This is a genomic window from Proteus sp. CA142267 (assembly GCF_003336825.1).
Lineage (GTDB): Bacteria > Pseudomonadota > Gammaproteobacteria > Enterobacterales > Enterobacteriaceae > Proteus > Proteus terrae.
Genome location: NZ_QPMG01000010.1, coordinates 85,591 through 109,197 on the forward strand (window position 1 = coordinate 85,591; position 23,607 = coordinate 109,197).

The 23,607-nt window shown below is 41.3% G+C and carries 20 protein-coding genes; 14 read left to right on the forward strand and 6 right to left on the reverse strand.

What is annotated here, in order from left to right:
* The first annotated feature begins 129 nt into the window (after nt 1–129).
* Both fsa and caiF read left to right on the forward strand, forming a co-directional pair.
* The gene (gene fsa / locus C0T34_RS15225; protein WP_098941834.1) at nt 130–792 is read left to right on the forward strand and encodes a fructose-6-phosphate aldolase; all 663 of its coding nucleotides are present in this window, start codon (nt 130–132) and stop codon (nt 790–792) included.
* Between the two features lie 583 nt (nt 793–1,375).
* Entirely contained in the window at nt 1,376–1,768 is a 393-nt protein-coding gene (gene caiF, locus C0T34_RS15230) for a carnitine metabolism transcriptional regulator CaiF (RefSeq protein ID WP_023582988.1), read from the forward strand.
* 73 nt (nt 1,769–1,841) lie between these two features.
* Here caiF and caiE read toward each other — a convergent pair whose 3' ends face one another.
* From caiE to caiT, 6 genes are all read right to left on the reverse strand, one after another.
* The gene (gene caiE, locus C0T34_RS15235) at nt 1,842–2,435 is read right to left on the reverse strand and encodes a carnitine operon protein CaiE (RefSeq protein ID WP_098941835.1); all 594 of its coding nucleotides are present in this window, start codon (nt 2,433–2,435) and stop codon (nt 1,842–1,844) included.
* 39 nt (nt 2,436–2,474) lie between these two features.
* A complete protein-coding gene (gene caiD, locus C0T34_RS15240; protein ID WP_098941836.1) occupies nt 2,475–3,260 on the reverse strand; it encodes a crotonobetainyl-CoA hydratase in 786 nt (261 codons plus the stop codon).
* Between the two features lie 76 nt (nt 3,261–3,336).
* Entirely contained in the window at nt 3,337–4,893 is a 1,557-nt protein-coding gene (gene caiC / locus C0T34_RS15245) for a crotonobetaine/carnitine-CoA ligase (protein WP_109850417.1), read from the reverse strand.
* 73 nt (nt 4,894–4,966) lie between these two features.
* On the reverse strand, nt 4,967–6,187 hold the full coding sequence (gene caiB / locus C0T34_RS15250) for an L-carnitine CoA-transferase (RefSeq protein WP_098941838.1): 1,221 nt from the start codon (nt 6,185–6,187) through the stop codon (nt 4,967–4,969).
* A gap of 69 nt (nt 6,188–6,256) precedes the next feature.
* Nucleotides 6,257–7,399 carry a crotonobetainyl-CoA dehydrogenase gene (caiA, locus tag C0T34_RS15255; protein ID WP_023582983.1) on the reverse strand — a complete coding sequence of 381 codons (1,143 nt, stop codon included), beginning with the start codon at nt 7,397–7,399 and terminating at the stop codon, nt 6,257–6,259.
* 41 nt (nt 7,400–7,440) lie between these two features.
* Complete coding sequence (caiT, locus tag C0T34_RS15260; RefSeq protein WP_098941839.1) at nt 7,441–8,955, reverse strand: L-carnitine/gamma-butyrobetaine antiporter; 1,515 nt, start codon at nt 8,953–8,955, stop codon at nt 7,441–7,443.
* A 600-nt stretch (nt 8,956–9,555) separates the two neighbouring features.
* On the opposite strand from caiT, the gene C0T34_RS15265 reads away from it, so the two are divergent.
* The 12 genes from C0T34_RS15265 to C0T34_RS15320 all read left to right on the forward strand — a co-directional run bounded on the left by C0T34_RS15265 (nt 9,556) and on the right by C0T34_RS15320 (nt 23,603).
* Nucleotides 9,556–10,329, forward strand: coding sequence for an electron transfer flavoprotein FixA (locus C0T34_RS15265; RefSeq protein WP_109850418.1), 774 nt, complete (start codon nt 9,556–9,558; stop codon nt 10,327–10,329).
* 11 nt (nt 10,330–10,340) lie between these two features.
* Nucleotides 10,341–11,279: an FAD-binding protein gene (locus tag C0T34_RS15270; RefSeq protein ID WP_109850419.1), complete on the forward strand. Its 939-nt coding sequence runs from the start codon at nt 10,341–10,343 to the stop codon at nt 11,277–11,279.
* A 57-nt stretch (nt 11,280–11,336) separates the two neighbouring features.
* The gene (gene fixC, locus C0T34_RS15275; protein ID WP_109850420.1) at nt 11,337–12,629 is read left to right on the forward strand and encodes an FAD-dependent oxidoreductase FixC; all 1,293 of its coding nucleotides are present in this window, start codon (nt 11,337–11,339) and stop codon (nt 12,627–12,629) included.
* Nucleotides 12,626–12,913, forward strand: coding sequence for a ferredoxin-like protein FixX (fixX, locus tag C0T34_RS15280; RefSeq protein WP_023582978.1), 288 nt, complete (start codon nt 12,626–12,628; stop codon nt 12,911–12,913). Before fixC ends, fixX begins: the two co-directional genes overlap by 4 nt.
* Before the next feature lie 85 nt (nt 12,914–12,998).
* Nucleotides 12,999–14,321 (forward strand): MFS transporter, encoded by a 1,323-nt coding sequence (locus C0T34_RS15285; RefSeq protein WP_098941843.1) that lies wholly within the window; start codon nt 12,999–13,001, stop codon nt 14,319–14,321.
* Nucleotides 14,322–14,793: 472 nt separating this feature from the next.
* Nucleotides 14,794–16,431, forward strand: coding sequence for an AMP-binding protein (locus C0T34_RS15290; protein WP_098941844.1), 1,638 nt, complete (start codon nt 14,794–14,796; stop codon nt 16,429–16,431).
* A 66-nt stretch (nt 16,432–16,497) separates the two neighbouring features.
* The gene (locus tag C0T34_RS15295) at nt 16,498–17,733 is read left to right on the forward strand and encodes a CoA transferase (RefSeq protein ID WP_098941845.1); all 1,236 of its coding nucleotides are present in this window, start codon (nt 16,498–16,500) and stop codon (nt 17,731–17,733) included.
* Between the two features lie 36 nt (nt 17,734–17,769).
* Nucleotides 17,770–18,597, forward strand: a complete 828-nt coding sequence (locus C0T34_RS15300) for an acyl-CoA dehydratase activase (protein ID WP_098941846.1) — start codon at nt 17,770–17,772, stop codon at nt 18,595–18,597.
* The gene (locus C0T34_RS15305; RefSeq protein ID WP_036934372.1) at nt 18,594–19,835 is read left to right on the forward strand and encodes a 2-hydroxyacyl-CoA dehydratase family protein; all 1,242 of its coding nucleotides are present in this window, start codon (nt 18,594–18,596) and stop codon (nt 19,833–19,835) included. The genes C0T34_RS15300 and C0T34_RS15305 overlap by 4 nt, the downstream gene beginning before the upstream one ends.
* Nucleotides 19,835–20,968: a 2-hydroxyacyl-CoA dehydratase family protein gene (locus tag C0T34_RS15310; protein ID WP_098941847.1), complete on the forward strand. Its 1,134-nt coding sequence runs from the start codon at nt 19,835–19,837 to the stop codon at nt 20,966–20,968. Before C0T34_RS15305 ends, C0T34_RS15310 begins: the two co-directional genes overlap by 1 nt.
* An 80-nt stretch (nt 20,969–21,048) precedes the next feature.
* Nucleotides 21,049–22,368, forward strand: coding sequence for a GntP family permease (locus C0T34_RS15315; protein WP_072069069.1), 1,320 nt, complete (start codon nt 21,049–21,051; stop codon nt 22,366–22,368).
* A gap of 95 nt (nt 22,369–22,463) precedes the next feature.
* On the forward strand, nt 22,464–23,603 hold the full coding sequence (locus C0T34_RS15320) for an acyl-CoA dehydrogenase family protein (RefSeq protein ID WP_098941848.1): 1,140 nt from the start codon (nt 22,464–22,466) through the stop codon (nt 23,601–23,603).
* Nucleotides 23,604–23,607 lie beyond the last annotated feature (4 nt).

Sequence of the window (23,607 nt, forward strand, 5' to 3'; positions counted from 1 at the left end):
TAATTAATAGCGCCTTTACTCGGGCGTTATTTTTATTGGAACCACTAGAAATCCATCGCGCACAATGCTACTTTTTACGTTATACCTATAATTATTTAGCTTAAAAACCAACATTATTGAGGCGCGATTATGGAAATATATTTAGATACAGCGGATATCGAAGAAGTCAGAAAACTCTCTCAAGTTCTTCCTATTGCAGGTGTCACCACCAATCCGTCTATTATTGCTAAATCCGCACAAGATATTGAAATACTGTTACCTGAATTAAAAGCAGCAATGGGCGGTAAAGGCCGCATATTTGCACAGGTCATTGCCAGTGATGTCGATACCATGATTGAAGAAGCATTGCGTATAGGAAATATTGCAGATAATACCGTGATTAAAATTCCTGTTACAGAAGCAGGGCTTGTCGCTATTAAACAATTAAAGCAAAAAAATATGCTGGTATTAGGCACTGCAATTTACAGTGTGTCTCAAGGGTTAATGGCGGCATTAGCAGGTGCAGACTATATTGCTCCTTATGTGCATCGAATGGATAGACAAGGCTCTGATGGTGTAAGAGTGGTAAAAGAGTTACAAACTCTAATTACTATGCATAATTTACCCACAAAAATCCTAGCAGCGAGTTTTAAAACACCACGACAAGTGGTCGATTGTTTATTAGCAGGCGCTTCTTCAGTGACATTACCGATAGAGCTTGCTTACTCAATTATCCGTTCACCAGTAGTGGATGATGCAGTAAATAGATTTGCTGACGATTGGCAAACCGCATTTGATCGTCGTTTTTTATAATCAAATTAATAATATAAGATTAAGTGCTATATCGCTATATACCGCAATATGGCACTTTATTTATCAATTTCGGTATATGTCGATATTTATCTTCACTTTTACTAATGTATTAATAACTAGGTTAATATAGCTTAAAATAAACGAATATTGATTTATATCTAATAATAAGCCACCTTTATAGCAATCTAAATTTAGATCTATTACTATAATGTTAGTCTATAAATGGATTATTAATACAATCTATTCTGTTTTTTGTTTTGTTGTTAAAAATGGCTTTTATATCAATAAATTATTATTAGTTACTTAAAGTGTTTTTTATATTTTAATATTTTATTAATTTTTTGTTTTTTACTCGGTTTAATTGTTATTGCTTTGGATTTAATAACAAAATAATAAATTGTGACGGGCGTGTTAATTAAAGAGTTTGGTTGTTAAAAATAAACTAATATTATATTGATGGGGTAGTTAACTTACCTAATTAACAGGGAAAACCGATACTCCGCGGTGCAATGATAATTAACATATTCAGTTATTATCTTTATTTAGCGATAAATAAAACTTTATTTGTGATACTGGAGTAAATATGTGTGAAGAATACATGAATAAGCCACTCTATCTGTCCATTGCTGATTGGGTTCAAGAGCAAGAACGCTGGGTAAGCGCAAAAGAGATTGCGAAGAAATTCGATATTCCTCAATGCAATGCGATTAATATCGTCTCTTACATTCTTTCTGATGTAAAAGAAATTGAGTGTGAAACAAAAAGCGTGCCTAACCAGCTTGAAGGTAGAGGCTGTCAATGCCAACGCATGATCAAAGTGAGTCATATTGATCCTCAGCTTTATTCTCGCATAAAAGGTCATGTTCAAGGCAAAAGCAGTCAAAGCTCACCTGAAAAATTAGCAACGATGATCCCTCATGGATTAAATCATGAGCAAAAATGGCAATGGATGTTGTCAAAATCTCAACGTCGCTAATTTACGTGACTTCCTTTCATGCTAAATAATTTGAACAATGACGACAGGCGCTTGCAACGCCTGTCGTAGTTTGTCACTGACCTTTCGGCTTTACATCTGTTGTACCGCGTAAATGCGGGCGATTAGGTTCAGGTGCAGTTAAAGGTGTGGTTTCAACTAAGCTTTGGCGACAACGAACCGCCAAGTCTTGATATTCGCGTGTGTTCATACGCTTCCATTCCATGTCATTGTCAGTAATATCCCGCACATGTTTTGCAGGGCTACCCATCAGCATTTGCCGAGGTTGCCCTTGAAAGCCTGCTTTTACAAAGCTCATGGCGGCAACAATACTTTCTTCACCGATTATTGCACCATCCATAATCACGCTATTCATGCCGATTAAACTGTCACGCCCGATAATACAACTATGAAGAATGGCACCGTGTCCGATATGCCCATTTTCTCTAACAATGGTATCCATATCGGTATAGCCATGCATGATACAACCGTCTTGAAGGTTAGCACCTGCTTCAACAATCAAGCGCCCATAATCCCCTCTTAGTGATGCCAAGGGGCCGATATAAACACCCGCACCGATAATCACATCACCAATTAATACAGCAGATGGATGAACATAAGCTGTTGGATGAACCACAGGAATAAGACCTTCAAACGCGTAGATACTCATCAGTTTTCCTCTTTGTTGTATTATCGAGATTAACGATAATTACCGGCCTTTCCACTCAGGCGCGCGTTTTTCAGCAAAGGCTAGTGGGCCTTCGGTGGCGTCTTCTGAATGTAAAACACTTGGGTAATGTTTTAACACACCACTGCGCATAAGTTTGTAACCCTCTTCAATAGAAAGCTCGCTAGTAGCGCGGTAAATCTCTTTTAATGCAGCAACAGCCAGTGGGGCACTGTTGGCAATTTGGTCTGCAAGTTCGCGTGCGCTGTCCATAAGTTCAGCGGAGCTGACAACACGGTTTGCAATACCCCAACGAAGCGCTTCGTCGGCATTCATGCGACGACCTGTCATCAGCATTTCATTGACGATAGCGGGTGGTAAACGTTTAGGTAAACGCAGAACACCGCCACTGTCAGGTACAATGCCTAACTGTGCTTCAGGTAAAGCAAAAGAAGCATTGTCTGAACACACCATCATGTCGGCAGCGAGTGCTAATTCAAAACCACCACCAAAAGCATAGCCGTTAACTGCAGCAATGACAGGTTTATCCAGATTGAAAAGCTCAGTTAAACCCGCAAAACCACCGGCACCAAAGTCAGCATCAGGTGCTTCACCTTCAGCCGCAGCTTTTAAATCCCATCCTGCAGAGAAAAAGCGTTCACCTGCACCTGTAATAATCGCAACACGTAAGTTGGGATCATCACGAAAACGCAGAAAAACTTCGCCCATTTCATGGCTTGTTTTCGCATCAATAGCATTCGCTTTTGGTCTGTCTAATACAATTTCAAGTACTGAACCACGAGTTGTTAGGTGTAATGACTGGCTCATGTTGTATTCCTTTTCGTCATCAAAAATAAGCATTTATGATTGAGGTTATTAATTTGTGATTAAACCTACCTATGTCTTATTTCAAATGCTTTTTAATCACTTTTCCTGAGCAGTTACGAGGTAAGCCATCTCTAAATTCAACTTCAGAGGGGACTTTGAATTTCGCCATATTTTGCTCACAGAAATGGAAGAACTCTTCTTTACTCAAGGTCTCATTTTCAACCAGTACAACAAATGCTTTGATCGCTTCATCGCGAATGTTGTCAGGGACACCAATTACAGCCACATCTTGAATTTTAGGATGTGAAGAAATGATGTTTTCAATCTCAACACAAGAGACATTCTCGCCACCGCGTTTGATCATATTGCAGCTACGATCAACGAAATAGAAAAAGCCTTCATCATCACGATAACCATAATCACCAGTATGTAACCAACCATCAGGCTCTAAGGCTTTTGCTGTAGCATCAGGTCGGTTGTAATACTCTTTAAAAATAGTTTTTCCGGGTTCGCCTTTTACGCAAATTTCACCTACAACTCCATCAGGGACTTCATTATTTTGTTTGTCCCTGATTTGAGCTTGATAGCAAAAACCAGGTCTACCAATTGAGGGCCAACGGCGTTTATCGCCGGGTCTGTCACCAATTAAACCAACAATAGTTTCTGTCATGCCATAAGAGGTGAGTAATCGCACGTTAAAGCGTTCAAGGAAGGCATCTTTTTCTTCGTCAGAAAGATTGAGGTAAAACATCACTTCACGTAATTTGTGCTGCTTTTCTTCTGATGAAACAGGTTGCGCTATTAAGGTTCTCATCATCATTGGAATACATTCCGCGACCGTTGCTTGGTATTTAAGGATCTGTTTCCAAAAGGCTCTGGCACTGTATTTTTCTAACAATACAAAGGTAGCACCCACAGAAAATGCGGCGAGTGATGCAGTGCATTGGCAGTCAATATGAAAGGCTGGCATAACCGTAAGATAAACGTCGTCTTCGCGTAATGCGTTTTGCCATGATGAGTAATAACCCGCAAAGCGTAGGTTATAGTGTGTAATAACTACGCCTTTAGGTTGAGATGTTGTTCCTGAGGTAAAAAGAATTTCAGCAGTGTCATCCACACTTAATGGTGTGTGATGATTAAGCGTAACAGGGTGCTTGGCTTTCTCTTTTAAAAAGTCGATAACGCCTTTTTCAGCAGGTAGACTGTTTTCTGTTATTAAAAACAGTTGCGTTAAAGGGCATTGTTCATCCTGCAACATAGGTTGGTAAATAGGATAGAAATTATCGCGGGTGATCACGTAATGAGCTTGGCAGTGATTGATTATCCATGCGCTCTCTTCATACATAAAGCGCGCATTAATTGGCACCATAACAGCGCCAATTTTTGCCAAGCCAAACCAGCAAAAGAAAAACTCAGGACAGTTATCAAGATGTAAGGCAACGTGATCGCCTTTTTTTATGCCACCAGCATGAAAAAGATTTGCGGTTCTATTTATCTCTTCATTTAATTCACTGTAGCTAAATTGTCTCACTTGTCCTTGTGCGGATTCAAAAATTAGCGCTGTTTTTGTACCATAAACCTCTGCCAAATCATCCCACATCTGACGTAAGTTTTGTTTGCCAATCACATCCATTAAACTGTTACCCTATCTTTTGCTGTAAATTCAGACGTGCTTTATGCCTACACAAGGTCTGAATTTTACAGTGTTACTTTACGATTTTAGCCAGTCCCTTATCGACCAGCCCCCTGATTTGTTCTTCGCTATAACCGATATTTTTCAAAATCGCGTTTGTATCCATGCCGTGAGATGGCATTCCACGCCATATTTTTCCCGGATTATTTTTGAATTTAGGCATCACATTTGGCCCTTTGCAGGTTTCGCCATTCATGGTTTGCCATTCGGTAATCGATTCACGCGCGATATATTGCGGATTGTCTTCAAGCTCTGGAATAGTCAGCACTTTAGCGCTGGCAATATTGAGTTCTGAAAGACGTTTGAGTACTTCTGTGATGGGTTGCTTAGCTAGCCATTCATCTAATTTGTCTTCAAATAATTGACCATGAGGGCAATTAATACGGTGAATAAGTTGAGTGCCTTCAGGCACTTCCGGTGTACCAAGCAGATGAGCAAGTCCGATATCTTTGAAGATTTCTTGAATTTGAGTGATACCGACAACTTCCATCACGATATAACCATCTTGGCAACGGTAAAGCCCACAGCCGGCATAGTACGGATCTTTCCCTTTGGTCATACGAGGACAGATTTCGCCACCATTGAAATAGTCCATCATGAAGTATTGCCCCATACGCAACATCACTTCATACATAGCAATATCAATACTTTCGCCTTTGCCTGTTTGTTGAACTTTATACAGTGCCGCTAACGCAGAAGTGGTTGCGGTCATCCCTGAGAAATAGTCTGCGGTATAAGGGAAGGCTGGCATTGGCTGATCTTTGTCACCGTTTTGAATAAGGTAACCACTGAAAGCCTGAGCAATGGTGTTATAAGCGGGTAAGTTGGTGTATTGCGGATCGCCATATTGACCAAAACCCGATAAATGAGCGATAACTAATTTAGGGTTATGTTCCCATAATACTTCATCTGTAATACCGCGACGTGCAAAGGCAGGGCCTTTACTTGCTTCGATAAAGATGTCGGTTGTTTCCATTAATTTTAGAAACGCATCACGACCTTCGTCTTTAAAGATATTTAACGATAGTGCATGAAGATTACGGCGAGAAAGTTGAGGGTAGTGAGGTTGAACGCGAATGGTGTCAGCCCATGCAACGTTTTCAATCCAAATCACTTCAGCTCCCCATTCTGCGAACATTTGTCCTGCGAATGGCCCTGCAATTTCAATTCCTGAAAACACAACACGAACCCCTGAAAGTGGGCCGAATTGTGGCATTGGTAAATGTTCTGTCATAGCATCACCTCGTAAGTGGTCTGAGTGAAAACTCTCTCATCATTTGATGAGAGAGTTATTCGTGATTAATTAGCGATACTGTTTAAGTACTGAACGTCCTAATGTCAGGATCTGCATTTCATCAGAACCACCAGATACACGGTCAACACGAAGGTCACGCCAGAAACGAGAAATACGGTGCTCGCCAGCAATACCGACACCACCAAGCACTTGCATTGCACTATCAACTACTTCAAACGCCGCATTTGCACAGAAGTATTTACACATAGCTGCATCACCAGAAGTGATTAAGTTGTTGTCACTCTTCCATGCAGTTTCATATAACATGTTGCGCATTGAATTGAGTTTGATCGCCATATGAGCGAATTTTTCTTGAATAAGTTGGAAACGACCGATAGCTTCGCCAAATTGCACACGTTGGTTGGCATAACGTGCCGCATCTTCAAATGCACACATCGCTGTACCGTAGTTAGTGAGTGCCACTAAGAAACGCTCGTGGTCGAACTCTTCTTTCACACGGTTAAAGCCGTTACCTTCACGACCAAACATGTCTTTCTCTTCAAGCTCAACGTTGTCGAAAGTGATTTCACAGCAGCTATCCATACGTAAACCTAGTTTTTCTAACTTGTTGACTTTGATACCTGGTTTGCTCATATCCACAAACCATTCAGTGAAGATAGGTTTATCTGGAGACGCTGAATCACGGCTCATCACAACAACGTAAGGGGTATAGGCACTACTAGTGATAAAGCACTTGCTACCATTGAGGTAAACTTTGCCATCTTTACGGGTATAAGTAGTTTGTAAGCTACCTACGTCAGAGCCTGCGCCGGGTTCTGTAATTGCGGAGTTCCACATCTGTTTACCTGTACCGCGGAACGCCATAATTTTATCAATTTGCTCTTGAGTCCCTTCACGCAAGACGGTGTTAAATCCACCCGGCAATTGATAAAGCACGTAAGTTGGCGCACCTAAACGACCTAATTCCATCCAGATTGCCGCAACAGTAACAAAACCTGCATTTAATCCACCGTGCTCTTCAGGGATAAGCAGATTGTCTATTTCCATATCCGCTAAGGCTTTGACAAAACGTTCTGGGTATTTACTTTCGCGATCACACTGTGCGAAATAAGCTTCCCAGTTTTCACTGGCCATTAATTCGCGGACACCGTCAACAAACAGTTCCTGCTCATCATTCAATCTAAAATCCATGTTAATAACCTCTTAATATGTCATTCTTTGCGTATAGCGGATCAGTCTTTCCAATGTACTTTGGCATCTTTAATAAAGGACAAGGTGACCATGATATTGACGAAAAATAGTGGACATCCTCCAGCGATAATGGCGGTTTGAATTGGTTTTAAACCCCCAAGTGCGAGCAGAATGATGCCGATAACACCGACCAGCACAGACCAGCCGATACGCACTAATAAAGGTGGCTCAGAGCCTTCTTTCATAGAGCGACAAGTGGACATTGCTAGTGTGTAAGAACAGGCGTTAATTAAGGTGACAGTGGCAATAAAGCAGAGGATAAAGAAGCCCCACATTGTCGCTGTACTCAACGGTAATGCCGCCCATGTCTCGATGATTGCGCGAGGTACACCGTATTGTTCAATCAGTTGTGGAATGTTGAGGATATTTTGGTCAATCAGTTGTATGGTGTTGCCACCAAGAATTGTCCAAATTAACCAAGTTCCTGCGGTTAAACCTGAAACCATCCCTAAACATAATTCACGAACAGTACGGCCTTTAGAGATACGTGCTAAGAAGATACTCATTTGGATGGCGTAAATAACCCACCATGCCCAATAGAAGACAGTCCAACCTTGAGGGAATCCACCTTTACCGATTGGGTCTGTATAGAACAGCATACGAGGCATATACATCATCAATGTACCAACAGAGTCAGTGAAGTAATTGACGATAAAGCTCGCACCACCAACGATAAATACCCAACCCAGCATTAAGAAGCTCAGGTAAGTACGAATATCACTGGCGATTTTCACCCCTTTTTGCAGACCGAATGCTACGCAAATTGCGTTTAATAAGATCCAGCAAGAGATAATGATGGCGTCTAATTGCAGGGTATGAGGAATACCAAATAAGTATTGAATACATTCAGTCACTAACGGTGTTGCTAAACCAAGGCTAGTTCCCATTGCCAGAATTAAAGCAACAAGATAGAAGTTATCAATAATGGTTCCGACGATCCCATTAACGTGTTTTTCACCGATTAGCGGGGTTAAGGTGCTACTTGGACGGATAACTTCCATTTTGCGAACAAAGAAGAAGTAAGCGAATGCAACAGAAAGGAAACTATAAGTCGCCCAAGGTAAAGGACCCCAGTGGAACAAGCTGTAAGCAAGGCCAATTTCTTTAGCTTGAGTTGAGTAAGCTTCCATCCCAAAAGGAGGGCTTGAAATATAGTAGTATATTTCAATCGAACCCCAGAAGAGGACGGCAGCCGACGTACAAGACGCAAACATCATGAAGATCCAGCTTGCGGTACTAAATTCAGGTTTATCTTCCCCAAGGCGTTTATTGGCATAACGACCGAAGACTAACCAAAACCAACCCCCGAACATAATGACCATGTACCATTCGAAGGCCCAACCCCAGACATTGGTAACATAGCTGAATACGGCATTAATCACTTCATTTGAAGCGTCAAGATCACGTACCGTTAGCCAGCATAAAATACCAACAATGATTAATGGCGGAAAAAAAACCTTCGGTTCTATTCCTGCCTTTTTATTATCTTTGCTCATAGGTAAATTTTCCAAATATATTTAACGCAGAAGTTTAAGTAGTGTTAATTCCTAATATCTAATAAAGCATTTGAGTTTATTTATGAATATTTCGTCTATTGGTGTTTCATCATAATAGATAAATAAACTGATTGGCTAACCCACAAATCGATTAATGATGATGAATAATGGATATTATAAGAAATCCATTCTGTTATTCACTTCACACTATTCTTTTTGTCGATTTTATGTTACGTTTTATAACGTTTTATTTTCATTGTAACTTATTGATAATTATATCTATCGTTTTGTATGTAATAGGGTTGTTATATTCTGTCTTTCAATATTGTTGATCTTGGTGGCAATATTGAACGTTAAATACCGTTATATTTATTATGTTCAATATTGTTGATCGATGTAGCAATATTGAACGTTGTTCACTTCAATTAAAACTAATTTCAATATTGGTGATATGTTTAGCAATATTGAAACCTATCCATTCTTTATTTGTTAATGTTCAATATTGGTGACCTAGGTTTAATTTTTTAATCTCTTAATTGTGTTAATTCTATATTACATTGCCAGAGCAAATGACATTATTTATTAATTTCAGGAGATGTAATGAATATTATTACATGTTACAAGAGTGTTCCCGATGAGCAGGATATTACGGTAAATAGCGCAGACAGTTCGCTGGATTTTTCTCGTGCTAACACCAAAATCAGCCAATATGATTTAAATGCAATTGAAGCCGCTAATCAGCTTAAGACTCAACTTGATGGCATTCAAATCACGGCAATGAGTGTTGGTGGTAAAGCACTGACAAATGCGAAAGCACGTAAAGACGTACTTTCGCGTGGTGCTGATGAACTCGTAGTTGTGGTTGATGACCAATTTGAAGCTTCTTTACCTTACCAAACAGCGGTTGCGCTGGCTGCGGCAGCGACTAAAAAAGGTTATGACTTAATTCTTTGCGGTGACGGCTCTGCGGATCTTAGCTCACAACAAGTTAGTTTGCTGGTGGGTGAATTATTAAATGTTCCTGCGATAAATGGTATTAACAAAATTGTTTCTCTTTCTAATGACTCAATTACGGTTGAGCGCGAGTTAGAAAATGAAATCGAAACACTGACCATTCCATTACCTGCTGTTATCGCCGTTTCTACCGACATTAACACACCTCAAATTCCTTCGATGAAAGCCATTCTTGGCGCGGCCAAGAAACCTGTTCAGCAATGGAGTGTTGCCGATCTTGGTCTGGATGCGATTACTACGCGTTCAGAGCAAAAAGTGGCGGCACCAAAACAGAAAGTACGTCAACGCATCATTATTGAAGGTGATGGCGATGATCAGATTGCTGAGTTGGCAGAACATTTACGTAAAATTCTTAAGTAATAGGGGGAGTTATGAGCCAGTTTTCAACTGTTTGGGTATTTAGTGATGCACTTTCCCGTTTACCAGAATTAATGGGTGGCGCTTCTTCATCAGGGCAATCTATCAATGTATTTACATTGAATGATGAACAAAGCGTTGCTGCTTTTAAATTAGGGGCAACAGAGGTTTTCCAATTAGAAGGTAAACCTGACGATCGCATTATTGAAGACTATGCACAGAGCATGGTTGAAACCATTAAACAAAAAGGTGATGCAGGATTAGTGCTATTGCCTAATACACGTCGCGGAAAATTATTAGCTGCACGTTTAGGCCACCGTTTAGAAGCAGTCGTTTCTAACGACGCCCAATCTTTAAAAGCAGATGGTGATGCATTAGTGGCAAAACACATGGTTTACGGCGGTCTTGCTTTTGGTGATGAAATCCTGAAAACCCCTTACTGTGTGGTAACTGCAAGCGTGGGTGCTTTTAATGTTGCATCAGAAACTGGCGCTACAGGTAATGCACAAAAAGTCGCATGGATTGCTCCAGCTCAAACTATCGTTCGCAATTCAGTTCAACCACGCGCAATCAACACAGTTGATTTAGATAAAGCGCGCTTTGTTGTTAGCGTTGGTCGCGGTATCGGTAGCAAAGAAAATATCGTTATTGCAGAAGAGTTAGCGAAAGCCATTGGTGCTGAAATCGCCTGTTCTCGCCCTGTTGCTGAAAATGAGAAATGGATGGAACACGAGCGCTATGTCGGTATTTCTAACCTGATGCTAAAACCTGAACTCTATTTAGCAGCAGGTATTTCAGGACAAATTCAACATATGGTTGGCGCTAATGGTGCACAAACTATTGTTGCTATTAATAAAGACAAAAATGCACCTATCTTCCAATTCGCTGACTACGGCATTGTTGGTGATTTAATGAAGATTTTACCTGCATTAACTCGTCAATTATCTAACTGATTTATTTAAGCAGGGAAGGAAACTTATCTGCTGTTTATCGCAAATTCTGGAGATGTTATGTCCGATTCCGAAGATATTTTCGATGCCATTATTGTTGGCGCAGGATTAGCAGGATCTGTGGCTGCACTTGTTTTGGCAAGAGAAGGCGCACAAGTATTGCTAATAGAAAGAGGTAACTACGCTGGCGGGAAAAATGTAACCGGTGGTCGTATGTATGCACATACCCTTGAGCGCATCATTCCTGAGTTTGCGCAAGAAGCGCCTGTTGAACGCGTGATTACTCATGAAAAATTGTCATTTATGACTGAAACAGGCGCAATGACGATTGATTACCAAAACACGGAAGGGAACAACCCCAAAACGGCCTCTTGGTCTGTATTACGGGGCGAGTTTGACCAATGGCTAATGGAACAAGCCGAAAACGCGGGTGCGCAATGTATTACGGGTATTCGTGTTGATAAGCTCGTTGAGCGTGATGGCAAGATTGTCGGCGTCGAGGCAGACGGTGATGTGTTAGAAGCCAAAGCGGTGATCCTCGCCGATGGTGTGAATTCTATCTTGGCTGAACAGTTAGGGATGACAAAACGTGTTGCGGCTGAAAATGTAGCCGTGGGTGTAAAAGAGATCATCGAACTGCCTGAAAGTGTCATTAAAGATCGTTTTAACCTAAAAGATAACGAAGGTGTGGCTTGGTTATTTGCAGGTTCGCCTACCGATGGACTAATGGGTGGCGGTTTCTTATATACCAATAAAACCACGCTTTCTTTAGGTCTTGTCTGTGGGCTTCACCATATTAAAGATGCAAAAAAATCAGTGCCACAAATGCTGGAAGATTTTAAACAGCATCCCGTTGTTGCTCCGCTAATTGAAGGCGGAAAAATGGTGGAATATGGTGCACACGTTGTTCCTGAAGCTGGATTAAGAATGCAAAATGAATTAGTACGTGATGGCGTATTAATTGCTGGTGATGCTGCAGGGATGTGTATGAACCTAGGCTTTACTATCCGTGGCATGGATTTAGCGATGGCATCAGGCGAAGCCGCTGCAAAAACCGTGCTCTCTGCCATGGAGAAAAATGATTTTAGCAAGCAAACGCTAAATGAATATCTCAAACATTTAGAAGATGGCCCGTTACGCGATATGAAAGCCTATCAGCGTATGCCTGATTTACTTGATAACCCTCGTATGTTCACCGCTTACCCTGAAATGGTAGTTGGTATTGCAAAAGATCTCTTCACCGTAACGGGTGATGCGCCAGTACCGATGCGTAAAACCATGATGCGTCATACCAAAAAAGTGGGCTGGATGAATCTGATCAAAGATGGGATCAAAGGAGTAAAAGCAATATGAGTTCTCCCGTAAATGTCGATGTCAAATTAGGCATCAATAAATTTAATGTCGATGAGGAAAATCCACATATCGTCGTTAAAGAGCAGCCTGATATGCAGGTATTGGAAACCTTAGTTAAAGCATGTCCAGCAGGTCTTTATAAAAAGCAAGAAGATGGCACCATCAGCTTTGACTATGCAGGGTGCTTAGAGTGTGGAACTTGTCGAATTCTTGGTTTAGATAGTGCGCTTGAAAAATGGGAATACCCACGCGGAACGTTTGGCGTGGAATATCGTTACGGATAATGTATCGCTACTTTTCTCCCAGTGCTGCTCCGGCCTGGGAGCTTTTCTTTTTTGCTTTATTTAGAAAAAATACCAGGACGCAGTCATGCAACCCAGAAACTTTGATGATATTCGTTTTACCTCTGTACATCGTCGAGTGATGTTATGGGGGAGTGGCGGCCCTTTTCTTGATGGCTATGTATTAGTGATTATTGGTGTGGCATTAGAGCAACTCACACCGTTATTACAGCTTGATACACAATGGATTGGTCTGCTTGGTGCGGCAACATTAGCAGGGCTTTTTATTGGTACATCACTCTTTGGTTATATTTGTGACAAAGTCGGTCGCCGTAAAATGTTCCTTGTGGATATTGTGGCTATTGCCATTATTTCGATTGCGACGATGTTTGTCTCCACGCCAGTGGGGTTGTTGGTGATGCGATTCCTTATTGGGATTGTGATTGGTGCTGATTATCCTATTGCGACCTCGATGATCACTGAATTTTCCAATAAAAAACAACGCGCTTTTGCCGTCGGTTTTATTGCTGCAATGTGGTATATCGGAGCGACTTGCGCCAACTTAGTCGGTTATCTTTTATATGATATTGCAGATGGTTGGCGTTGGATGCTGGGCAGTGCCTTTATCCCTTGCGTGATTATTTTAATTGGTCGCTTTGATTTACCTGAATCACCGTTGTGGCTAATACGCAAAGGGCGTATTAAAGAGTGTAATGAAATGATGATAAAACTCTTTGGTGAACCCGTAGTATTTGAAGCGGAAGATGCCAAAACAACGCGTTTTATCGAGCTATTTAATAAACGTCACTTCTCTTTTGTTCTGTTTGTTGCGGTCATTTGGACTTGCCAAGTTATCCCGATGTTTGCCATTTATACCTTTGGGCCACAGATTGTCGGTTTATTGGGATGGGATGCGGGAAGAAGTGCGGCACTGGGGAATGTGGTGATTAGCCTGTTCTTTATGTTTGGGTGTATTCCTGCCATGTTTTGGTTAAATCAGACAGGGCGACGTCCACTATTGATTGGTAGTTTTGGCATGATGACATTGGCATTATTGGTGCTAGGGGTTTTCCCTGATTTACCTATCTTATTTGTCATCTTAGCGTTTGCGACTTACGCCTTCTTTTCTGGTGGCCCCGGAATTTTACAATGGCTCTATCCTAACGAATTGTTTCCGACTGATATTCGTGCCTCAGCAGTGGGGATCATTATGTCAATAAGCCGTATTGGTACGGTTATTTCAACGTGTGCTCTTCCTGCCTTTATCGCCACTTATGGTATTAACACCACGATGCTGGTGGGGGCTGCGATCTCTTTATTCGGCATGCTAGTCTCTGTGTTGTTTGCACCAGAAACCAAAGGATTAACACTCAATCAAACCTCAACCATGCCAATGCGACGAGGAAAATAGTCAATCTAATCGATGATTAATAAAATAAGTTAAGTGATTTAAATTACTTTTTATTTAGATGTTATAAAATTTAATCATTATTGTATTTATTTTTATATTATTTTGATTTAAATTATCACGTCGATATTTATTGATAAGATTTGTTTATATCTTAAAGTGAGATGAGTATATTTATATTAAAAAAGAGAGTGGTTTTATTTTTTTATTTAAATAAAGTGACTCTCCTTTTTCTTTATTAAAAATAACACCTTTATAACGCCTTGGTTTCAAATTTATCTCATTATTATTAATTACTCTTCAATTACAAATTATATTTAACCCACCAAATCTAGACCTCAATCACAAATCTCTCTCAGACTATTCAAATGACGAAAAACAGTTCGTTATTTACCAAGAATGAATAATTTCCCCTACCCAGAATAAGGTCATTACAGACGTAAACACCAGCAAAGAAGCGGTTGAGTAGGTATTTATGACCTTATTAGAAATGACAGTTAAAGAATGTCTAAACAATGTAGTAAAGCAACATGCTTTACAAATAGCCTTGATTGAAAACCAAAGTAAAAAGACACTTTCTTGGCAACAATTACAACAAGAAGTAGAAAGTGTTGCGCGTGGTTTTTTAGCGATTGGTTTAAAAAAAGGTGATCGTTTAGGTATTTGGTCTGCTAATAGTAAAGAGTGGATAATTTGTTTTCTTGCTGCTGCTCAAATTGGTGTTCCTGTTGTTTGTATTAACTTTCATTTTAAGAAAAGAGAGTTATTAGATTTATGTCGATTAACCGGAATTAAAGCACTCTGTTTTTCTGATGGTTTTAAAAGTAATCATTTTATTGAGGTTGTTAATTGTCTTTCTAAAAAGGCATCTGAAAATAAAGATGTATTACCTCAATTATTTATTAGCATGGGAAATGAACATGCAGAAAAAAGTGTCTCTTTATCTCAATTAAAAGAAGTTAGCCAAAAAATATCAGAGAAAGAATATCAACATGCGGTTGCACAAGTCAGTGTAAAAGATTTGCTGACCATCCAAATGACCTCTGGCAGTACAGCAATGCCTAAAGGTGTCATGTTAAGCCAATATAATGTCATTAATAATGCCATGCTGTCAGCACAGCGCTTAGGTGTTACGCATGACGATGTGATTTGTCTTGCCGTTCCTCTGTTCCACTGTTTTGGACTCTCTTCTTGCCTCTTTTTTGCATTAACAACCGGATGCCAATTAGTTCTTCTCGATAACTATTGTGCTGAAGATGTTTTAAAAGTGGTGCAAGACTATCGTTGTACCGTTATGCATGGCGTGCCAACGATTTTTAGTCGCTTAATGAAGCATGAACAGTTTTCTCACTACGATTTATCTAGTCTTGATAAAGGTATTATTGCTGGGGCGAGTTTTCCTCCTACATTAATCGATGACATCGAAAATATCCTCGGCATGAAAGGGATCACCGTCTCTTATGGCCAAACAGAAGCTTCACCTTGTTGCACTCAAACTCTCCCTAATGATGCTTTAGAGATCAAACGCAGCTCTATTGGTAAGCCTTTACCTTTTGTTGAAATGAAAATTATTAATCCAAAAACAGGCAAACCTGTGCCAGTGGGCACTTTAGGTGAAATTTGCACGTGTGGCTTCCATGTAATGATGGGTTATGACAATGCGCCAGATAAAACTAAAGAAGCGTTAGACGAAGAGGGTTGGTTACACACGGGTGATATTGGTTATGTCGATGAACAAGGAAATTATCACTATGCCTATCGCATGAAAGAGATTGTGGTACGCGGCGGTGAAAATATCAGTCTTTGTGAAATAGAAGAGGCGATTGCTGAATATATTGGTGTTGATGCGACAAAAGCATTTGGGATCCCCTCAGCTGATTTAGGCGAAGAAGTGATTGCCACCATTTGTGTGCAAAAAGGCCACAGCATTGGTGAAAGTGAATTACGCGAATTTCTACAAGAGCGATTGGCTCGCTACAAAATCCCCAAAGAACTCCATTTCTTTACAGAATTTCCTCATACCCCTTGCGGAAAAATTGATGTGCAAGCGCTGAAATTGCAATTGGGTTATAGCGTTTCAATCACGGATGAAAAAACCAAAGTAGCGGGTTAAGTGACAACGGATTTATCCACATTCTGACAACAGCAGTATGAAGTCTAAAAATAATTAGGAGAAGAAATGACAAGTCATAAAGCACTGGAAGGCGTCACCGTAGTTGAGTTGGCGACCTTTATCGCAGTACCTGCAGCGGGTCGTATTTTAGCTGATATGGGAGCGAACGTAATTAAAATCGAATCTCCAAGTGGCGATAACTTACGCTATACCGCACCAACAGAAGGTCGCCCGTTAGATCAACATGAAAACACCAGTTTTGATTTAGAAAACGCCAATAAACGTGGGATCGTGTTAAATACGAAAACAGAAGCAGGGAAAAAAATCCTGTTTGAGCTGTTAGAAAAAGCGGACATTTTCTTAACTAACTGGCGTCCCGGAGCAAGAGAGCGCGCAGGTTTAGACTATGAAACGTTAAAACAACGTTTTCCAAAGTTAGTTTACGCTAGCGTGACAGGTTATGGTGATGAAGGCCCAGATAAAGACCTTCCGGGATTTGACTACACCGCATTCTTTGCGCGTGGTGGTATTTTAGGTTCTCTGTACCAAAAAGGCACAGTACCTATGAATGTGATCCCAGGACTTGGCGATCATCAGTGTGCATTAGGCTTGGTTTCAGGTGTGTTAGCCGCTTATATTCGTGCTCAAAATATCGGCCAAGGTGAGTATGTTTCAACTAACTTACTGCATACCTCAATTTATACCCAAGCAATCATGATCCAAGCGGCACAATACCCTGACTATGGTCAGCCGTATCCAATCGATCGCCGTAATACCACCAGCCCATTTATTCTGGCTTATAAAACAAAAGATGACCGTTTTATTCAAGTCTGTATGCCTGTTTACGACGCTTATTATCCAACCTTTATTTCTTGTATTGGTCGTCCAGATTTAGCAGAAGACGCGCGTTATACCCGTCTACAAGAAGTGGCAAAAAATAATCGCTCTCCTGAATTATATGACCTGATTTGGCAACAAGTTGAGCAAAAAACAGCGTCAGAGTGGGCAGATATTTTCACCAAAAACGATATCCCATTCAGCATTGCACAAACTTGGGAAGAAGTGTTGGAAGACAAACAAGCTTGGGCAATCAACACCTTCTACAACATGAAATACAAAAATGGCAGTGAAAAAGCCTTAGTTCGTCCACCAATTGATTTCTTAGAGAGTGGTTTACCTGAATATCGCCGTGGTCCTTTGTTAGGTGAAGACACACCGTCTGTATTAGCTGAATTAGGATATAGCGCTGAAGAGATAGCAAACCTTGAAGCTAATAAAGACGTGATGACGTGGAAAGAATAATCCACTTACTTTTTTAATTTTCAGGAGAGCAAAGGCATGCAACAAGACATTTTCACAATGGGCGTTGATATCGGATCGTCTGCATCAAAATGCATCATCATGAAAAATGGTGACGTTATTGTCGCGAAGTCGTTGGCATCAGTCGGTGCTGGGACATCTGGCCCTGAAAAAGCGATCAATGAAGTATTGCGCCAATTTGGTGGCGATCTCAGTCAGATCAGCTGGATCTGTGCAACAGGATATGGCCGTAATTCTCTGAAAGAAGCCAATAAAGAAGTGAGCGAATTGAGCTGTCATGCGAAAGGCGCACACTTTCTTTTTCCGGGCGTGAAAACGGTGATTGATATCGGCGGTCAAGACGTTAAGGCACTTCATATGGATGGTGTCGGCCGTTTATTAAACTTTGTGATGAATGATAAGTGCGCTGCTGGTACCGGACGCTTTCTCGATGTGATGTCGCGAGTATTAGAAACCAAAATTTCCGATCTCGCTCAAGAGGGCGCTAAGTCCACTAAAAAAGTCACGATTAGCTCAACCTGTACCGTGTTCTCTGAATCGGAAGTTATCTCCCATCTCGCAAATAACGAAACAATACCCGACGTGATTAATGGTATTCACCGCTCTGTCGCTAGCCGTATTGCTGGTCTGGCAAAACGGGTCGGTGTTGAAGCTCCTGTTGTTATGACAGGCGGTGTTGCCAGTAATTTTGAAGTTGTTCGTTATGTTAGCGAAGAGTTGAACGCCTCTATCGCCACCTCTCCATTATCACAATACAACGGGGCGATAGGTGCCGCCATTTATGCCTTTGAAGCGTACCGCCATCAACTGGAAGACGATGCGTTAACAATAGGAACATCAAAATGAGCAATGTAGATATGAATGCGCCGGATTATATTCCTGCGAAAAAACGACTGCAAAAAATCGCGGCTGATGCTTATCAGCGTGCGTGGGACGCGAAAAACAGCGGTGAAAAAATAGGGTGGTGTGCCTCTAACTTTCCTCAAGAAATCGCTGAAACATTAGGTTTATGTGTGGTTTACCCTGAAAACCAAGCCGCTGCAATTGCAGCGAAAGGTGCAGGTTTAAAAATGTGTGAACACGCAGAAAGCATGGGATATTCCAACGATATCTGTGCTTATGCTCGCATCAGCCTCTCTTACATGGATATTAAACAGTGTGAAGAGATGGATATGCCACAGCCAGACTTTCTACTGTGCTGTAACAACATCTGTAACTGCATGATCAAATGGTATGAAAATATCGCTTATGAGCTGAATATCCCGATGATCCTTATCGATATTCCTTATAAAAATGACTATGACACTGATGATGTCACGGTGAAATACGTTCAAGCTCAATTTGATGATGCGATTAAACAACTCGAAAAGGTCACTGGCAAAGTTTTCTCCGAAGAGAAATTTAAAGAAGTTTGTGAGATCTCACAACGTACAGGGCGCGCATGGTTAAAAGCGGCAGAATATTGCCAATATGAACCCTCTCCAATGAATGGTTTTGATCTCTTTAATCACATGGCTGTTGCGGTTTGTGCTCGCGGTAAATTAGAAGCTGCACTGGCTTTTGAGCAACTGTGTGAAGAGATGGAACAAAACATCAAAGAGAAAAAATCGACTTATCGCGGAGAAGAAAAATACCGTGTTCTCTTTGAAGGTATTGCCTGCTGGCCTTACTTGCGTGCCACATCGACTCCGTTAAAAGAGCAGGGTATCAACGTTACCGCTACTGTTTATGCCACCGCGTTTGGTGTGATTTATCAAAACAGCGACGAGATGATGCGAGCTTACTCTTATGTTCCTAACTGTGTCTCTGTTGAGCGTGCTGCGGATATGCGTATTGACGTTAGTCGTCAGAATAAAGTGGACGGCGCGATTATTCACGTTAACCGCAGTTGTAAGCTCTGGAGTGGCATTATGCCTGAAATTGAGCGCCGTATTCGTCATGAACTTAAGATCCCAACAGTGACTTTTGATGGCGACCAAGCTGATCCTCGTGTTTTCTCTGAAGCGCAGTATGTCACCCGTGTTGAAGCATTGACTGAAATTATGGCTGCTAACAAAGCAGAAATGAAAAAGGGAGACATCTAATGAAAACATTAACGGAGTTGTTTGATGAGTTACAAGCCGTGGTGGATAACCCTGTTGCTCAATTAGATGGTTTTATTCGCAGTGGCAAAAAGGTTATTGGTTGTTTTCCTGAATATACCCCGAATGAAATTGTCTATGCGGCAGGTATGGTGCCTTTTGGTATTTGGGGTGCAGAAGGACGTGAGATCTCAGAAGCGAAGAAATATTTTCCTCCTTTCTATTGTGCGTTAGCGCTTTCTTCTCTTGAAATGGGGTTAGATGGCGCGCTGAATAAACTATCAGCAGCCATAATTCCTTCTTTGTGTGACACCTTAAAATGCTTAGGGCAAAACTGGAAAGCCGGTGTGCCACAAGTGCCTTTTATCCAACTGGTACATCCACAAAATCGTAAAACCCCAGCAGGTATTGCTTTCTTAACCGAACAATACAAAAAAATTGCACTGCAATTAGGGGAAATTTCAGGTCAGCCAGTGACAGATGATGCACTGAAAAATGCGATTCATCTGTTTAATCTGCGTCGCGCCGTGTTACGCGAGTTTTCAGAGATGGCTGCGCTTCATCCAAACTTAATCACACCACAACGCCGTAATACCGTGATCAAAAGTGGTTACTTTATGGATGTCGTTGAACATACAAAATCTGTTGAAGCCATTGTTGCACAATGCAAAACCTTATCCCCAGAACCTTGGAAAGGGCACAAAGTTGTTGTGACAGGCATTATTGCGGATAGCCCTTCTATTCTACAAATTTTGGCTGATAACAAGATGGCGATTGTGGCGGATGAAGTCGCACATGAGTCTCGTCAGTTCCGCCAAGATATCCCTGAAAACAAAGCACCTTATGAAGCGATGGCAGAGCAAATCGCTCAACTTGAAGGGTGTTCACTTTTGTATGATCCAGAGAAAAAACGCGGTCGTTTAATTGCCGACATGGTGAAAAACACCGGTGCTGATGGTGTCGTTTATTTGCTGACGAAGTTTTGTGATCCCGAAGAGTTCGATGCCCCTATTGTGAAGAAATTTCTCGATAGAGAAGGCATTCCTTCCATCATTATCGAAATCGATCAGCAAACTAAAACATATGAACAGGCAAGAACGGCACTGCAAACTTTTGCAGATGTGCTTTCTGCTTAACAACATTAATCAATAGTCACAAAAGACCTGCGTCATGTACGCAGGTCAATTGAACCCTAACACATATAAGTGGGGCAATCATGGGTATTATTTGTTTAATCATCGGGCTAGCGATATTAATGATTATGTGTATGAAAGGCATACATATTTTCATTTCTGTCTTTACCACCAGCCTGTTTCTTGCTGTGACTGCATGGCTTGTATCACCAGATATGCTTAATCCTGTCGATGCACTATTACAAGTGTATACCGGCGGATTAGGTGGTTATTTTGGCAGCTTCTTCTTCATTTTCGTACTTGGTGCGATTTTTGGCAAACTAACCGCTATCAGTGGCGCTGCTGATAGTGTTGCCTCTTTTATTATTGGTAAATTTGGTGAAAGAGCCGTTATTCCTTCATTAGTTGCGGCTTGTGCCATTTTAGCCTACGGCGGTGTTTCAGTGTTTGTTGCACTGTTTACCGTTTATTCAATGATGGTGAGTTTATTCCGCAAAGCGAATCTTCCTCGCAGACTTATTCCGGCTGTCTATTTTGCAGGTGCGGGTACGTTTGTGATGATAATGCCGGGCTCCCCTCAGATCCAAAACCTTATCCCAATGAAATTCTTAGGTACTTCGGCTACTGCTGGTTTAGTACCGGGGATGTTGACTGCACTGTTCCAAGTCACCTTAGTCATTATTTATCTCACTTGGTTATTTAAGCGTGTAAAAGCAAAAGGCGAAGGCTGGGTTGAAGACGAAAAAACTGCAAAAGCAGAGGAAGGTAAGAAAGATCGTCAATTACCTAATGTGTTAGTCGCATTACTCCCTATGCTTATTCTGCTTGTCGTGCTGAATATCCTAAAATGGGACCCTGCTATTGCGTTGTTCTGCGCGATTATTGCCGCCTTAATTGTGTACTTACGCTACCTCGATTGGAAAAAACTTGTCCCTAATTTAGCCGCAGGAACGATGGAAGGGGTGACCTCCCTCTTTAACACGGCAGTTATTGTTGGGTTTGGTGCGTTAGTCATGACCTTACCTGCGTTCAAAGAATCATTCCAAGCAATCGCTCAATCGGGTCTTAATCCACTTGTTGTGACTGCAATTTCAGTCGGTGCCTTGGTGTTTATCAGTGGTTCAGGCTCTGGTGCGTTAAGTATTGCTATGCCAATGATTGCTGCAATGTTCCCTGCAACTGTGGTTGATCAAGGCTCCTTACACCGTGTAGCCACAATGGCATCTATGAGTACAACACCTCCATTTAACGGATTGATTATTACTGTCTTTAGCGTCTGTGGTGTCAGCCATAAAGAGGGATACGGTCCTGTGGGTACATTAACCCTCGCTATCCCACTGTTAGCCATGATGTTTATGTTGCTGCTGTACACCTTTTTACCTGCATCTATAGCGACGATGTAGAAATAACGTTAACCCATTAATGCGTGCGATAAGACGACAAACGTGAAATCGCACGCCATAGAGATAACCATAAATATTCTCAGAGGAAAATAAACATGGATTTTCAGCTAACAGAAGAACAAGTCCTGATCCGCGATATGGTCAGAGAGTTTGTTGAAAACGATATTAAACCAATTGCGGGTGCAATTGATAAAGAGCATCGTTTTCCAAGTGAAAGCATCGCCCCGATGGCTGAATTAGGACTCTTTGGTTTCAATATTGATGAAGCTTATGGTGGTACAGAGGCGGATGCAATTAGCTATGTATTAGCAACAGAAGAGATGGCAAAAGTCAGTGCCTCTCACGCGATGATCATGGGTTCACAATGCTCTTTAACGGGCCCAATTATTCAAAAATATGCTAATGAAGAGACTAAAGCACGCATTTTACCAGGCGTAGTTTCTGGCGAAAAATTAGGGTGCTTCTGTTTGTCTGAACCTAGCGCGGGTTGTGATGCTGCGGCTCAAGAAACAACCGCTGTTCGCCAAGGCGATAACTATGTGATTAATGGCTCTAAATTGTGGATCACCGCGGCACCTCAAGGTGCGTTCTTTATCGTGTTTGCCATGACAGATAAAAGTAAAGGCGTTAAGGGGATCACTGCATTCTTAGTTGAGCGTGATAACCCGAGTATCAGCATTGGTTTACCTGAAGATAAAATGGGCATGAACGGCTCTGAAACCTGCTCTGTGAGTTTTAGTGATTGCGTTGTTTCAGCTAGCGCTATGTTAGGCGAAGAAGGTAAAGGCTTTAATATCGCAATGGAAACCTTAGATGGTGGGCGTTTAAGTTGTTCTGCGCTTGCATTGGGGATCGCGCAAAGCGCATTAGATGCCACTATTGCTTACACCAAAGAGCGTATTCAATTTGGTAAACCAATTGCTGCTAATCAAGGTATTCAATGGGTATTAGTGGATATGGCAACCCGTGTTGATTGCGCCCGTATGCTGGTTTATCGCGCGGCTGCAGCCAAAATGGCAGGTCTTCCTTATACCCGTGAATCTGCTCAAGCCAAACTTTATGCAGCAGAAGCTGCCACTTATGTGACTCAAAAAGCCGTCCAATTACATGGCGGTATGGGTTACACCAAATCCTATCCTGTTGAACGTCTGATGCGTGAAGCAAAACTCACCGAAATTTTTGAAGGCACAAGTGAAGTGCAACGCATGGTTATCGCTAAACATATTTTAGCGTAATGAG